A 14,183-nucleotide genomic window follows, 5' to 3' on the forward strand; every position below is an offset into this window, starting at 1 on the left:
GCGGCCGAGCCACGCGAGGAGCGGGCTCGGTGGGTCGCGCGGCGGCACCTCACGACTCCCCGGCGGGATCGGGCTTGCCCCCCGTGGTGCCGGCGATGCCCTGGCGCATCTCGGTGTCGGCGATGACGTTGCGCATGTTGTAGTAGTCCATGACGCCGAGCTTGCCCGTGCGGAGCGCCTCCGCGACGGCGAGCGGGATCGTCGACTCCGCCTCGACGAGCTTCGCCCGCATCTCCTGCGTCTTGGCCTTCATCTCCTGCTCCTGCGCGACCGCCAGCGCGCGGCGCGACTCCGCCCTGGCCTGCGCCACCTGCTTGTCCGCCTCGGCCTGCTCCGTCTGGAGCTTCGCGCCGATGTTGGAGCCGACGTCGACGTCGGCGATGTCGATGGACAGGATCTCGAACGCCGTCCCCGCGTCGAGGCCCTTCTTGAGCACGTTCTTCGAGATGGTATCCGGGTTCTCGAGGACGTGTTTGTAGTCGTCGGCCGAGCCGATGGTCGAGACGACGCCCTCGCCGACGCGGGCCAGCACCGTCTGCTCGCCCGCGCCGCCGACGAGGCGCTCGATGTTGGCGCGCACGGTCACGCGCGCGATCGCGAGGAGCTGGATACCGTCCTTGGCCACGGCCGAGACCTTCGGGGTCTCGATGACGCGCGGGTTCACCGACATCGCCACCGCCTCGAGCACGTTGCGGCCGGCGAGATCGATCGCGGCCGCGCGCGAGAAATCGAGCTCCATCCCCGCCTTGCCGGCCGAGATGAGCGCGTTGACGACCGCCTCCACCCTGCCGCGGGCCAGGTAGTGGGCCTCGAGCATGTCGACGGACACCCCCTCGAGACCCGCCTTCACGGCGCTGATCCGCGCGTTGACGATCTGATCGGGCGGCACCCGGCGCAGGCGCATCGCGATGAGCGTGAGCATCGAGACTCCGGCGCCCGACGCCTGCGCGGCGACCCACAGCCGGAGCGGCACCATGTACAGCGTCGCGACGATGGCGACGAGCACGAGCCCGCCGATCACGATGACCGAGATGATCTCCATATCCCTCTCCACCCGTCCCTGTCCGTGAAGGGCCGCCTCTCGCGCGCTCTCTAGGGCTTGCGCGGCTCGACGACGACCCGATTCCCCTCCACGCTCGCGACCCGCACAGGCGTGCCAGCCTCCACGTAGAGGCCGTCGGTCACGACGTCGACCGCGCGATCCTCGATCTCGACCGTGCCGGCGGGGCGGAGCGGCGTGAGCGCCCTGCCCTCCTTGCCGGCCAGCGCGGCGAGCCGCGCGTCCGGGCCACGCCCGCTCCGCTGGGTCTCGAGCAGCACCATCTTGCGGCCCACCGGCGTCCTCGGGACAGCCCAGAACAGGAGCCCCGTCACGCAGACGCCGGCGCCCAGGGCGAGCAGGCCGTAGCCGATCCCGAGGGCCGCCCATGCGAGCGCGACCGCGCCGAGCACGGCGGCGCCGCCGAGGAGCCCGACGAGGCCGACGCCGGGGATGACCAGCACCTCGATGGCGAGCAGCACGAGCCCCGCCACGAGCAGCGCGACGACGAGCAGCGCGGGCGTCACGCTCCGCGCTCCTCGTCCGCGCTGCGCGCGACGGCCCTCACGACGACCCGGCCCCCCTCCGCGCGGATCACCCGCACGCGGGCGCCGGCCTCGACATAGCCGAGCTCCGAGAGCGCCTCCACGCGGCGGCCGTCGAGCGCGACCTTGCCCGAGGGGCGCAGATCGGTCGCGGCCGTGCCGAGCCGGTCCACGAGCGACGCGGGCGCCGCGGAGCCCTCGGGAGGCCCTCCGACGGCGACGCCGCGGATCGCCGCGTCCAGAACGAACCGCCGCCCGAAGCGCGTCCTCGGCGCGATGCGGGCGGCGCCCACGGCGAGCGCCGCCGTCGCCGCGAGCGAGCCGCACACCGAGGCGAGGGCGCGCGGCAGCCAACCGGCGTGCCAGGCGACGTCGACCGGCACGCGCTCGAGATCGAGCAGCGAAAGGAGGAGGGCGCTCGCCACGCACGCGGCGCCCGCGACCCCAGGGACGATGTGCCCCGGGACCAAGATCTCCACCGCGATCAGGATCGCGCCGACGGCGAAGAGCGCGAGCTCCTCCCAGCCGGCGAGCTTCACGACGTGGTGCCCGAAGAAGAACAGCGCGAGGCACGAGAGCCCGACGGCGAGCGGGACGCCGTGGCCCGGCGCATAGAGCTCGAGGAGGATACCGAGCATCCCGAGGGTCATGAGGACCCCGGAGAGCGTGGGATCCGAGAGGAAGCGCGCGAGCTCCTCGGCGAAGCTGGGGCGCGGGCGGATGATCTCCGCCGGCTGGGGGCGGCCCAGGGCGCCGAAGAGATCTGCCTCGGTGCCGGCCTGCACCTCGGCGACGCCCCACGCGAGCGCCTGCGCGCCGTCCAGCGTGAGCAGCTTCCCCTTCTCGTCGAGGCCGGGGACCTCCACGTCGGCGTCGACCATGGCCTCGGCGATGTCGCCGCGCCGCCCCTTCGCCTCCGCGGTCGCGCGCATCTCCTTCCGCATGTAGGAAACGACCTTCTCGGCGACAGGCTTCATCTCGCCGCCCTCGCCGATCTGCACGGGCGTCGCCGCGCCGAGGGTGGCGCCGGGGGCGACCGCGATGACATCGCAGGCGAGCGAGATGAGCGCTCCGGCCGAGATCGCGCGCGGGTTGACCCAGCACACCGTGCGGACGCGCGCCCGGAGCAGCGCGTCCCGGATGGCGAGCGCGGCGTCGATGCGGCCGCCGAGCGTGCTGATGTCGAGCACGAGGAGGTCGCCCTCCCCCTGGGCGGCGACGACGCGCTCCAGGAAGGGCGAGAGGCCGAGATCGATCGTCCCGGAGATCGCGATCACGGTGACCTTGCCCGCGCCGGGGATCGGCGGGAGCGGCCGCGGACCCGGCGGCGCGGGGGCTCCGGCCGCGCCGCCCGGGCCCGCGGCGGGCGCCGCCGCCTCGCCGCGGGCGGGGAGGCACAGCGCCATCGTCGCGAGGAGCGCGAGGAGCGGGGTCGCGCGCCGCGCCCACCTCGCGGCCTGTTCCAGCAGGCGCCACAAACCAGTCAAGCCCCGCTCCCTGCTATGGCGGCTCGGCTCGCGCCGCGCGCCATGCTCCCTGAGGTTCACGCCGAAGACCGCCGCGACAAGGGTAGCGCATGGCGGCGCTCCACGATACCCCCCTGCTCAGGCTGCTCCGCCGCTGCACGCCATGAACCTCGCCACCGCGTCCGCGAACTCGGCTGGTCGCTCCACGATCCAGTCGTGGCTTCCCTTCGAGGAGACGACAAGGGTCGAGTCGGGGATCAAGCGTTGGATGGCGAGGGCCGAGCCGATCGGCACCGTGAGATCGCGCGCGCCCCAGGCGAGCAGCGCCCTCACGCGCACGCGCGCCGCGTGGCCGCTCAGATCCGCGGTCGCGGCGATCCGCAGCAGGCTCAGCGCGCTCCGCGCGTGGAAGAGCAGGTTGTGGAGGAGAGCAGGCGTCCCCCGCGCGACGAAGCGAGGCGCCAGCAGCGCCTCGGCCGCGCGCGCGAGGACGAGCGAAAGGACCGAGCCCGGCGGGTTGAATCCGATGGAATCGACGAGCACGACCCCGGTTAGCCGCTCGGGGTACAGCGCCGCGACGATCAGCGCCACGGCGCCAGACAGCGAGTGGCCGATCAGCGTGACGCGCTCGAGGCGCAAAGCCCGCAAGGCCTCGGCGACGCAGCGCGCATACCGCTCCAGGGTCCACGGCGCGCGGAGCCGCGAGGCGCGGCCCGAGCCGGGCAGCTCCAGGACGAGCACCCGCGCGTGGCGCGCCATCGCCTCGACCGCTGGCTGGTAGGTCGCGCCGTCGATCAGCATGCTGGGCAGAAGCACCGCGGGCTTGCCGGTGCCCGTCTCGGTCACATAAAGGATCTCGTCTCCGACCCGGATCTCCCGCCCACGGCCTTCCGCCCGAGCCCCCCGCCTCGCCGCGGGGCCCGCGGAGATGGGCAGGATCTTCTCTCCTCGACCCGACCGGGGGACATACGAGCCGGCGACAAGGAGCGAGCGTCCGGCGCAGGATCCCGTCGTTCCGCTTCGTCGAACGCGCTTTCCCATGATCGGCGAGCCGTTGCCGGACGCGTGCCAGCGCGGGCTGGTTCGCCGCGAATCCGCCGCGGGGATCGCATGAAAACCTGGAAGGCCGTTGAGCCTGTCGCGCGCCGCGCTAAGCTCCTCGACACAGGCTTCGAGACATCAATCTCCAGGCTGATTGGGGGCCAGCAGGCATGTCGCCGCGGGCCGAGAGCCGGACGGCGCCTGCTCGGACAACCAGCTCTTCTGGAATGACAGAGGCGATATGTTGAGGTTCCGCTCCACGTCCGGAGATCGGAAGATGGCCGAGCTCAGCGCCTCGGCGCTCTCCGTATCCGCTGCGATGTCCGTCCTCTCCCAGGGTGCATGGGGGACGGACGCGCCGCCCGCTGCGGAGGCCCAGTGGGCCTATGCGCTCGTCGCTGCGCTCGGGTATCTGCCGGCCGCGATCGAGATCGCCGCAGCCACGCTGCGGCGGACGGGAATGTCGGTCGAGGCGTATTTGCGGAAGAACGCGGCGCAGCTGGACCCGGGGGGACCCGAGGGGGAGATCGTGGGTCTGGTGCTCGGCGACGCGCTGGAGTCGCTCGGCGAGGAGGCGCGCCGGGTGGTGCATGCGCTCGCCGTGCTGCCTGCGGCGGGCATTCCGCTGGAGGTGGTCGCCGCCGCGGCGGGGAAGCCGGCGCCCTCCGCTGCGCGGCCGCTCCAGCTGCTCGTGCATGGGCGGGTGGTGTCGCTCGAGCAGGGCCCGCAGACCTTCACGATGACGCCCCCCGTGCGCGCCGCGGCCCGCGAGGACGCGGCGGCCGACGCGAGGCGCTGGGACGCGCTCCACCGGGGGTCGGCGGACGCGATGCAGGCGCTGCTCTTCTGGACGGCCGCGGCCGAGGGGCGGCCGGAGGCGGCGTCGCGCCGGCGCGTCGCCTGCGAGCTCTTCGCGGCCCTCGACCTCGCGCCGTTCCGGGACGGCGAGCGCGGCGCCGAGGTGCTGGCGCGGGCGCTCGTCGACGCCTGCACGGTGGTCGAGCTCGGGCTCCCGGCCGAGCTCCAGCAGCGCTTGCTCGACGAGGCGGCGCGGCTCTCGGGCGACGCGCTCCCCGAGCTGCGCGAGCGCGCGCTCGCGGCGCTCGAGAGCGCGCGTCGCGCCGAGCTCGCGAGCAAGCGGCGCGGCACCTTCGGGACGCTCCGCGCGACGCCGGCCGCTCGCGAGCGCGGCCGCCCGGGTCACCGCGACGTCCTCCGCAAGGCGGTGCGCGCGAACGCGCAGCGCGCGGCGGCGCGGAGCTCGCCGCCGGCCGATGACGAGGTCTTCCGCAGCGCAAAGGAGCTGCTCGCGCGCGGCAACCGGCGCCTCGCCGAGGGCGCGCTCGAGGCCGCCGTGGCGGACTACGGCGAAGCGCTCGCCGGGTTCGAGGCGGCCATGCACGGGCGTGGCCAGGCGACGGCGCTCCTGCTCCGCGGCGACGTGCACCGGCGGCAGGGGGACCTCGCGGCCGCCTCGCGCGATCATGAGCGGTCGCTGTCGCTGTTCAAGGCGGCGTCCGACCGGGCCGGAGAGGCGATGGGGTTGCTCGCGCGCGGCAACCTCCGGCTCGACCAGGACGAGCTGGCGGGGGCGGCGAGCGACTACGGGTGCGCGCTCACGCTCCTCAGGGCTTGCCGTGATCGCCTGGGCGAGGCCAACGTGCTGAAGGCGCAGGGTGATCTGTGCTTCAGGGAGGGGGACCTCGCGGGCGCCGCGCGCGCCTACGACCGCGCGCTCTACATCCTCGAGGGCGTGGAGGAGCGCGTCCTCAGCCAGCTGCGTTCGCCCCCGCCGAGCAGCCGCGATGAACGTCGCGGGGGGAGCTCACGCGCCCGCGCCGCGCGCGAGGTGCTCCCGCAGCCCGATCTCCTCCGGGCGCTCGGGTGCGAGCAGACCCATGCGCGCACGTGGCAGGCCCGCGGCGACCTGCGCCTGCGAGAGCGGCAGACGGCGCTCGCGGCGCGCGACTATGGCAATGCGATCCTGCTGTACCGGGACAGCGGAGATCGCCGCGGCGAGGCCGCCGCGCTCAAGGCCCGCGGCGACCTGCGCCGCCAGCGGGGCGCGCTCCCGGGCGCGCAGCGCGACTACGAGGATGCGCTGCGGCTCTTCGAGGAGCTCGGGGACAGCGCGGGCCAGGCCGCGGTGCTCCACGCGCGCGCCGATCTGCGCTGCGAGCGGGGCGACACCGCCGGGGCGGCGCTCGATTATTCGAGGGCGCTCGCCCTGTTCGACGCGACGGGCGATCCCGCTGCGCATCCGGGCGCAAAGGGCGCCGTCACGGGCGTCTCCCACCGCGAGGACCCACCGCGCCGCGCCGCGGCGGCTGTCCCGCGGTGAGTCGGCGAATGAATCGCGTCAATTTCTGCGAGCGCTGCGCGAAGCAACGAGCCACCTGGAGGCCTGTTTCTCGTACGCGTGGTGCTGAATCCGTGGGTCACGAGTCGGCGTGAGCGGCTCACGGAGCATCCGGGCTAGCTCCCTCGCTGCCGCTCGAGCCGCTCCCGCATCATGTTGGGGATCCGCCCGGCTACCTCGATCGCACGCTCGATCACCGCCTCCGCCTCCGCGTGGCGGCCACACCGCGAGAGGGCCCGCGCGCGCGCCTCGATGACCTCGATCTGCTCCTGCCCCACGGAGAACCGGGCAGACCGCTCCTCCAGCTCATCCCACTCCTCGGCGCTCGCCGCCCGCGTCGCTAGATCTATCATCGACCACTGGACCTCTTCCGAGGGCGCCATCTCCATGCCCTCGCGCCCTTCCGCCGAGGCCTTCGCCTGCTGAGTCCGGATCGTTTCGATGATCTCCCGCGCGTTGCCCTCTTCACCCCGGTAGAGGAGCAGCCTCGCCAGCAGGAGCTGCATCGACGGCCGCGCCTCTCCCCGCTGCTGGCGCTCCAGCGACACGGCTCGCTCCACGTGCGGCATCGCCATGTCCAGATTGCCCATCAGATAGACGTACTCGCCCAGATTGAACTCCGCCACGAGCTCAAGCATCCCCAAGCCCAGCTGGCGCGAGATCGAGATCAGGCGACACAGATCCAGGATCATCCCCGCGCTGTCCCCCTGGCAGGCTCTGAGCTGCGCCCGGCCGTTGATCGCCGGCCCGAGGTGCAGGAGATCGCCGCGCTCCTCGCACATGCGGATCGCCCGCTCCAGCGCGACGCCCGCCTCGTCCAGCTTTCCCAGCCCCGGGTAGATGGCGCCCAGCAGGAGCAGCGACACCACGAGCGTCTCGTAGCCCTCGTCGCCCAGCCCCTCTGCCTGCGCCGCCGCGCGCTCGAACTGCTGCGCCGACTCCTCCTCCCGGCTCTCACGCTTCAGCGAGCGCGCCACCCCCATCGAGAGCCGCGCCGCCAGCGCGGGCGGCAGATCGCCGCGCGCGAGCGCCCTCGCCTCCTCCACGCGCTGCTTCGATCGTCCGTAGTCGTCCATCCAGTCGAGCGCCGTGGCCTCGTCGAGCAGGATATCGATCTGCTCGATCACGTCGCCCTCCTCGACCGCCATCGCGCGCCCGCGATCGAGATCCCCGAGCGCGTCGTGGTAGCGGCCCAGCCGGTAGCGCATCAGCCCCCGGCCCCGGTACGCCTTCCTCCGCCGCACCCCAAGCGCCTCGACAGGCTGCGCGAGCGCCCGGCTGTAGTAGAGCTCCGCCTCCACGTAGGCGTGCCGCGCCCGTGCCCGCTCGGCGAGCTCCAGGTAGGCGTCCTCCGCGACCGTCGCCAGCCCCGCCTCGGCCGCGTGGTGCGCGATCCTGAGCCGCCGCTGCTCCCGGCCCTCGTGGGCCGCCTCGCGGTGGTGCTCGTATGCGGCCAGGTGGATCCGCCGCCGCTCCGCCTCGGCGACATCCTGCGCGACCGCCTCCCGCACCAGCGCGTGCCGGAAGCGCAGCCGGTCCTTCCGATCACCGACCAGCACGCCCACCTTCAACAACCGCTCGGTCCCGACGCGCGCATCGAGCGGGAAGGCCGCGCCGTCGCCGCGGAGATCCAGCTGGCGCAGCACGCCCGCTATCTCGTCGATCGACACCTCTGCGCCAAGCAGTGAGACGAGCCGCGCGTGCGCCCCGAGCGCCGGCCCGAGCGCCGCGATCTCCGCCTGTGCCAGCGGATCGAGCGACGGCAGCACAGGGAGGCGCTCGAGCTCGTCGGTCGCCAGGTACCACGCGTCGCCCCGCCGGTGACGGCGCAGGATCCCCTCGCGCTTGAGCCCGTGCACGAGCTCCACGAGCAGGAGCGGCACCCGCTGCGAGCGCTCGAGCAGGCGATCGATCGCGGGCTCCGGCACGTCCCGCGCGGGCAGGAGCAGCCGCCTGCACAGCGCCCGCGCGCTCTCGTCGTCCAGCGGATCGAGCCGCAGGGCCTCGTGTCGTGCGGCGCGCTCTCCCCAGGAGGGGTGCGCCTCGGCGAACGCCGGGCGCCCCATCGCGCAGATCCACAGCGGCGTGGCCTCGTCCGCGAGCGCCGCGTACTCGAGCGCAGCGAGCATCGCGTCGTGGGCGAAGTGCGCGTCGTCGAGGAGGATGATCACGGGCGACGCGGACGCGCACTGGCGCAGGCACTCGCCCGCCGCCCGCACGCGCGCCGAGCGAAGCGCGCCGGGCGCGGCCCGGAGCGCCTCGAGCTCTGGGAAGATGTCGACGCCCGTCTGCTCGTCCACCCATCCGAGCGCCATCGCCAGCCCCAAGCGGAGCTCCTCGCCGAGCACGGCACCGAGCGACTCCGTGAGCGCCCCGCGGACGCCGCTCTCCGGTGGCTGCTCCGGCACGCAGAGCGCCTTGCGCACGAGCTCGTGGAGCGTCGCGTCCGAGGCGCCACTCGTGGGCTCCTGCCCGCGCAGCTCGATGATCCGGGCGTGCGGCAGGCGCTCCCGGAGCTGCTTGCCGAGCTCGACGAAGAGGCGGCTCTTCCCGTGGCCGGGCCCGCCCGTCACCGAGACGACCGTGGGCTTCTTCATGCAGAGCGCCTCCTCGGCGCTCTGCGTGAGCTGCTCGAGGAGGTCGCGACGGCCGACGAACCCGCCGGGGCGCGTCGCGTCCCGCGACTGATCCTCGATGCCCGGCGGGAGCTCGTCGCCCGCTGCGGCGTGCGACGGCTCGGGGAGCGCGGCCGACGCCTCGGGCGTGAGGAAAGGCCCCAGCGGCCCGGCGGCGGACGGCCACCGCTCGGCGCGCGAGAAGAGCGGGCTCAGGAACCGCCGCGTCCCATCCGGGCGCGCCTGGATCGACACAGGCGCGAGATCGATGAGGACCCGCGTGCACAGCCCGCGTCGCAGGAGCTCGTCGGCCGCCCGCTGCGCGCGGCGCGCGGGGCTCGCCGTCCCCTCCTGGCCGAAGACGCCGACGTAACGAGCGCCGGAGGCGTGCGCGAGCTCGCCGCCGAGCGCCAGGAGCCTGCGCTGCACCGCGATGCGATCGGCCGCGCTCTCGAAGAACAGGAGCCCCATCACGCGGCGCTCGATGCCGGCCGCGGAGCGCGACCCCTCCGGCGCGCTCGCTGCGACCTCGTCCCGGAGCGCGCGCTCCAGCGCCACGCGGAGCTCGCTCGCGCTCGCGAACCGCTCGCTCCGTTCCTTGGCCAGGCAGCGGTGCACCACCTCTTCGACCGCCCGCGGCACGGCCGCGCTGGCCGACAGGCGCGGCGGTCTGCGGCTCCGATGGTCCTCCAGCACCGCCGCGCGCGGCCCCCAGAACGGGGGCCGGCCCGCGAAGAGCTCGTACAGGATGACGCCCATCGCGTAGATGTCGGCGCGCGCGTCGAGATCGGGCCACCCGGCCGACTGCTCCGGCGCCATGTACTCGGCCGTCCCCACGGCGAGGTCCTCGTCCTGCCCGTCGTAGCGCCACCCCACGACGCGGGCGATGCCGAGGTCGATGAGCGTCGCCTTCGCCTCATCGACGAGGATGTTCTCGGGCTTGAGGTCGCAGTGCACGTAGCCGCGCGCGTGCACGGCCTCGAGGGTCGCGAGCGTGGCGAGCCCGAGCCGAGCGGCCTCCTCGATCTGCGGCGCAGGGCGCGTCGCGAGACGGGAGGCGAGCGTGGGCGCGGCGATGTGCTCGATCACCGCGTAAGGCGAGCCGTCGTCCAGCGCCCCCCACGCGTGCACGGCCGGCACGTGGGGGGCACCGATGGCCGAGAGCGCCTCGACCTCATCCCGGAGGCGCTGGCCTGTGCCGCGGCGATCGGCGCGCGCGAGCTTGATGGCCACGCGCGCGCCACCGCCCTCCGGCTCGGCCTCGAAGACGAGGCCGAAGCCGCCCTGCCCCAGCGTCCTGCGGGTCCAGTAGCCGGGGAAACGAGGCAAAGCGACGGGGACGACCTCCGTGATCTCCGGAGGAATCGACGACTGGCCAGACGGCGGCCGAGCGGACTGAGCGCACTCGGGGCACGCGCCCTGGTTCCGCCGCCCACAGGCCAGACAGCGCCCCGCTTCCCGGGTCGCGCGTTCCGGCTCCTCGTCTCGCAGGGCTTCCGAGCCCATTCACGCTCCTAGGGGCCGGCCGTCAAAAACGTGGTAACCACCTGGTCCGTGCGCACATAGGGGTTGACTGGGTAGTTCGTGACACACCCCCTGAAGTAGCCGGCCGTGGCGTCCGTCCCGTTGCACAGGGCATTGCATGAGCCCCAGATGACCATGGAGCCACACTGCTGCCAAGTGACCTCCCCGGTCGTCGGGTTGGTCTCGACGTGGCCGGCCGCGCAGTCGCGTTTCACCTGGCGCGCACGAACGTAGCCCACCGAATCGTAGCAGGCCCCCACATAGGGCGTCGCGGCGAACAGGTTGCCCCAGAACGCGCCCTCTCGCACCGGATAGGCCGCGCGCTCCGCCGCGGTCGACGCCATCTCGTTGTTGCGCAGGGAGACGCTCACCGAGACGCCGTACCAGTTTACCCGCGCGGCGACGCAGGCCGAGATCTGATGCTGGACATATGTATCGTTACCAATGGGGCTGGTTGCCCACCAGTGCGCGTAGCCGAGGTCGCCGCGGTACACCTCCGTGTGGGCGACCCCGCTGCTGTCGGTCCATGAGAACGAGAACGTCTGGTCGGGGCGCAGCGAACAGCTCACGATGTAGCGCAGGAGATCCCTCGACAGGGTGCCGGTCGTTCCCGGATCCTGGATGGCCGCCAGCGCGCTCGTGGTCAGCCCATTCGGGCCACTCGGGGTCAGCTTTTTCGGGATCAGCCAGCTTGGGTTCAGCCCGTTCGGAAACAGCCCGTTCGGGAACAGCGCGTTCGGGAACAGCGCGTTCGGGAACAGCCCGTTCTCGGTCATGAGCTCGCTCTCGGCCTCCCCGACGAGCTCCTCCGCCTGCTCGTCGATCTCGGCTCCGATGCAGGCAGCGGTAAGCAGAGGTAATGCGAAGACCGCGACACTTCGTGCACAGCAAAGAACCATGACGGTCCCCCTTTTCATCGCCGCGATTTGGCGTTTAAGGTCGAGTAGCCGCAAAGTTTAAGTTACCATTTCGAAATGCTTCTGCATAGCGCTTTAGTAAAGGATGCGTTCGATCCAGAGCGCTCGCTGGCAGCAGGGCTGTAACGCACCGCGACGCATCGCGACGCACGGCGCGGAGGAGCAGATGAGCGACGAAGAAGACGAGACCAGGCCGTTTTCGGATTTCGAGAGGTCGACCGCGCGCGGCGAGTTCCCGCCGGGCACCCTGGCGGGCGAGTACATCCTCGAAGGATTCATCGCGCGTGGCGGCTGCGGTGTGGTCTACGGAGCGAGGCACGTCCAATCGGGCAGACCCGCCGCGGTCAAGGTGCTGAGCGAGGCGGTGGCCCACTCTCGCCGCGTGGTCGATCGGTTCGCACGCGAGATCGAGGTGCTGCGGTCGATATCCCACCCCAATATTGTGGAAATCTACGGAGTTGGTGAGCTGAACAACTATCAGCCATTCTATGTCATGGAGCGCCTCGAGGGCCAGACGCTCGACGCGCTGATCCGGTCCCAGACACGGCTCACGCCACGCGAGACCCTGGAGCTGATGGAACCTGTGTGCGCAGCGCTAGCAGCCGCGCACACAGCGGGCATCGTTCACAGGGATGTGAAGGCGAGCAACATCTTCATCTGCTCGAGCCCGCCACGTACCGTGAAGCTGCTCGATTTCGGTATCGCAAAGATGATGGCGCCCGAGGAGGGGTCGACATGGCTCACCACCGCCGGACGTATGCCCGGGACACCATCCATCATGGCTCCAGAGCAGATCCTCGGCGGTCCTATCGATGCGCGGGTGGACGTCTATGCGCTTGGCGTCCTCCTTCATCGTATGCTGGTGGGCCGGTTGCCGTTCCACACACACGACATGGACGAGATGGTGCGGAAGCACCTGGAGGAGCAGCCGCTGCCCCCGAGCCTGCGGGTCCCGCTGCCCATCGAGCTCGACGCGGTGGTGCTGCGGTGCATGGAGAAGCGGCGGGAGCGGCGCTTTGGCTCGGTCGAGGAGCTGATGCGCGCGCTCAGGGACGCCATCGGCGGGCCCGCGTCGGGCATGCCGAGCGGGCCCGACCCGACGCACCCCGCGGTGGCGGTCTACCTGGAGGTCCGGACCCGCGGCGACGCCGGCGAGCTGGACGACGCGCTGACCTTCGACATCGGTCGGGTGCTCGACATCGCCGAGTCGCAGCTCTCGCGCGCAGGCTTCATCCTCGCGTCGATCACCGGCAACGAGGTGCTCGGCGTTCGCCTCCTCCCGGCAAACGCCGCCGGGGAGCTACGGGAGCGGCGCGCAGCGATCGAGCTCGCGACCGCCGTGCACCGGGCGCTGGCCCAGCGACCGGAAGCGGACCCGCGCGTGCACGTCAACGTGTGCGTGCACGCGGACGACGTGCAGGCCCGCCTCTCGCCGCAGCCCGAGATCACCGGGGGCGCGCTCATGTGCGCGGGGCACTGGGCTCCGGCCGACGACGTGCAGGGGGTGTTCGCGACGCCGAGCGCGAACGTGGGCCTGCTGGACGACGAGCCGACCCCCACACGCCGCGCGTAGCCACGAGCCGCAACGAAAGAGAGCGCCCTCGATCGCGGGCGCGTCAGCGCCGCGATCGAGGGCGGGTGATCCAGCGTGCGAACGTCGACGGCCCGCGGGTGCCGGTGCCGACGTTCGCCGCGGGCGCGGTCGACACGAGGCCGCCTAGAGCCACGAGGGCGCAGGCGGCGAGCAGCTGGGCGCTCGCCTCGGCGTGGCCGGCGACGCAGAGCAGCAGCGTCGAGAGGATCGGCGCGCCGTAGGACAGCACCCCGAGCTGCGGCACGTCGCCGTGCTTCGTCGCGTGATCCCACGCGAAGAACGCGACCCCCACGGGGCCGAGCCCGAGCGCGAGCAGGCCGAGCGCCTCTCCGGCCGTGGGCACGACCGTGCGCTCGAACGCGAGGTGCCCGGCCAGGCCCAGGGCGGCCGTCGCGGCGCAGGAGCCTGCGATGGCGTCGGCAGGGACCTCGGCGAAGCGGCGCTGGAGCACCGAGTACGTCGACCAGAGGAGCGCGCAGCCGAGCGCGGCCAGGTAACCGGGCGTGTGTGTGGCGCTCAGGCGGACGGTGCCCCCGCCGGCGACGAGCGTCCAGACGCCCGCGAGCCCGAGCAGCGCCCCAACCACGTGCCTGCCGCGCAGGCGCCCGCCGGGGAGCGCCGCCGAGAGCAGGACGATGAGCAGCGGCCACAGGTACGAGATGATGCTGACCTGCACGGGCGGCGCCGCGGAGAGCGCATAGAAATAGAGGGCGTGATAACCGAACAGCCCGCCCACGCCGAGGATCCAGCTGCCGAGCGGCTGGCGCAGCGCGCCGAGGCCGCCCCCGCCGCGCCGGGCGAGCCGCGCCGCGCCGAGGAGCGCCGCGACCGCGAACGTCGACGAGAGCACCTGGAGCGGCGGCAACCTGCGCACCGAGGTCGAGAGCAGGGCGAGGCTGCCCCAGAGCCCGATCGCCGCGACGCCCGCCAGGGTGGCGGCTCGCCGCGAGGGGCGCGCCGCTGGCGTCGCTGCCATCGCCGCGTCCGTTAGGGCGGCGCCGTGCGTCGTGTCCGACATGGCGCCGAGCATGGCGCGCCGGCCGGCCGCCGTCTTGGCTCAGGCTCCGCCGTCCTGTGCCGGGG

Annotated in this window: 9 protein-coding genes; 2 read left to right on the forward strand and 7 right to left on the reverse strand. The window is 72.9% G+C overall.

Features of this window, described 5'->3' with window-relative positions; all coding sequences use genetic code 11:
- Positions 1 to 49: 49 nt before the first annotated feature.
- The 4 genes from floA to WME73_RS29840 all read right to left on the reverse strand — a co-directional run bounded on the left by floA (position 50) and on the right by WME73_RS29840 (position 3,896).
- Positions 50 to 1,042, reverse strand: coding sequence for a flotillin-like protein FloA (floA, locus tag WME73_RS29825; protein WP_437911741.1), 993 nt, complete (start codon positions 1,040 to 1,042; stop codon positions 50 to 52).
- A gap of 50 nt (positions 1,043 to 1,092) precedes the next feature.
- Positions 1,093 to 1,566 (reverse strand): NfeD family protein, encoded by a 474-nt coding sequence (locus WME73_RS29830; protein WP_437739788.1) that lies wholly within the window; start codon positions 1,564 to 1,566, stop codon positions 1,093 to 1,095.
- Positions 1,563 to 3,071, reverse strand: a complete 1,509-nt coding sequence (locus WME73_RS29835; protein ID WP_437911742.1) for an NfeD family protein — start codon at positions 3,069 to 3,071, stop codon at positions 1,563 to 1,565. The genes WME73_RS29830 and WME73_RS29835 overlap by 4 nt, the downstream gene beginning before the upstream one ends.
- A 117-nt stretch (positions 3,072 to 3,188) precedes the next feature.
- Positions 3,189 to 3,896, reverse strand: coding sequence for an alpha/beta fold hydrolase (locus WME73_RS29840; protein ID WP_437739790.1), 708 nt, complete (start codon positions 3,894 to 3,896; stop codon positions 3,189 to 3,191).
- 472 nt (positions 3,897 to 4,368) lie between these two features.
- On the opposite strand from WME73_RS29840, the gene WME73_RS29845 reads away from it, so the two are divergent.
- A complete protein-coding gene (locus WME73_RS29845) occupies positions 4,369 to 6,432 on the forward strand; it encodes a hypothetical protein (RefSeq protein WP_437739791.1) in 2,064 nt (687 codons plus the stop codon).
- A gap of 134 nt (positions 6,433 to 6,566) precedes the next feature.
- Here the strand turns inward: WME73_RS29845 and WME73_RS29850 are convergent, their stop codons facing one another.
- A complete protein-coding gene (locus WME73_RS29850; protein ID WP_437911743.1) occupies positions 6,567 to 10,571 on the reverse strand; it encodes a protein kinase domain-containing protein in 4,005 nt (1,334 codons plus the stop codon).
- An 8-nt stretch (positions 10,572 to 10,579) separates the two neighbouring features.
- The gene (locus tag WME73_RS29855) at positions 10,580 to 11,488 is read right to left on the reverse strand and encodes a hypothetical protein (RefSeq protein WP_437911744.1); all 909 of its coding nucleotides are present in this window, start codon (positions 11,486 to 11,488) and stop codon (positions 10,580 to 10,582) included.
- Positions 11,489 to 11,672: 184 nt separating this feature from the next.
- Between WME73_RS29855 and WME73_RS29860 the strand changes: the two genes are divergently transcribed.
- Positions 11,673 to 13,079, forward strand: a complete 1,407-nt coding sequence (locus WME73_RS29860; RefSeq protein WP_437739794.1) for a serine/threonine protein kinase — start codon at positions 11,673 to 11,675, stop codon at positions 13,077 to 13,079.
- A gap of 43 nt (positions 13,080 to 13,122) precedes the next feature.
- On the opposite strand, the gene yddG is transcribed toward WME73_RS29860, so the two are convergent.
- On the reverse strand, positions 13,123 to 14,118 hold the full coding sequence (gene yddG, locus WME73_RS29865; RefSeq protein WP_437911745.1) for an aromatic amino acid exporter YddG: 996 nt from the start codon (positions 14,116 to 14,118) through the stop codon (positions 13,123 to 13,125).
- Between the last annotated feature and the right edge of the window lie 65 nt (positions 14,119 to 14,183).

Source organism: Sorangium sp. So ce302 (genome assembly GCF_051530145.1).
Classification (GTDB): Bacteria; Myxococcota_A; Polyangia; order Polyangiales; family Polyangiaceae; genus Sorangium; species Sorangium cellulosum_B.

Excerpts from the sequence above, each read along its gene's own strand:
- WME73_RS29850 (WP_437911743.1), bottom strand. The coding sequence starts at position 10,571 with ATGGGCTCGGAAGCCCTGCGAGACGAGGAGCCGGAACGCGCGACCCGG.
- floA (WP_437911741.1), bottom strand. The coding sequence starts at position 1,042 with ATGGAGATCATCTCGGTCATCGTGATCGGCGGGCTCGTGCTCGTCGCC.
- WME73_RS29855 (WP_437911744.1), bottom strand. The coding sequence starts at position 11,488 with ATGGTTCTTTGCTGTGCACGAAGTGTCGCGGTCTTCGCATTACCTCTG.
- yddG (WP_437911745.1), bottom strand. The coding sequence starts at position 14,118 with ATGTCGGACACGACGCACGGCGCCGCCCTAACGGACGCGGCGATGGCA.
- WME73_RS29860 (WP_437739794.1), top strand. The coding sequence starts at position 11,673 with ATGAGCGACGAAGAAGACGAGACCAGGCCGTTTTCGGATTTCGAGAGG.
- WME73_RS29845 (WP_437739791.1), top strand. The coding sequence starts at position 4,369 with ATGGCCGAGCTCAGCGCCTCGGCGCTCTCCGTATCCGCTGCGATGTCC.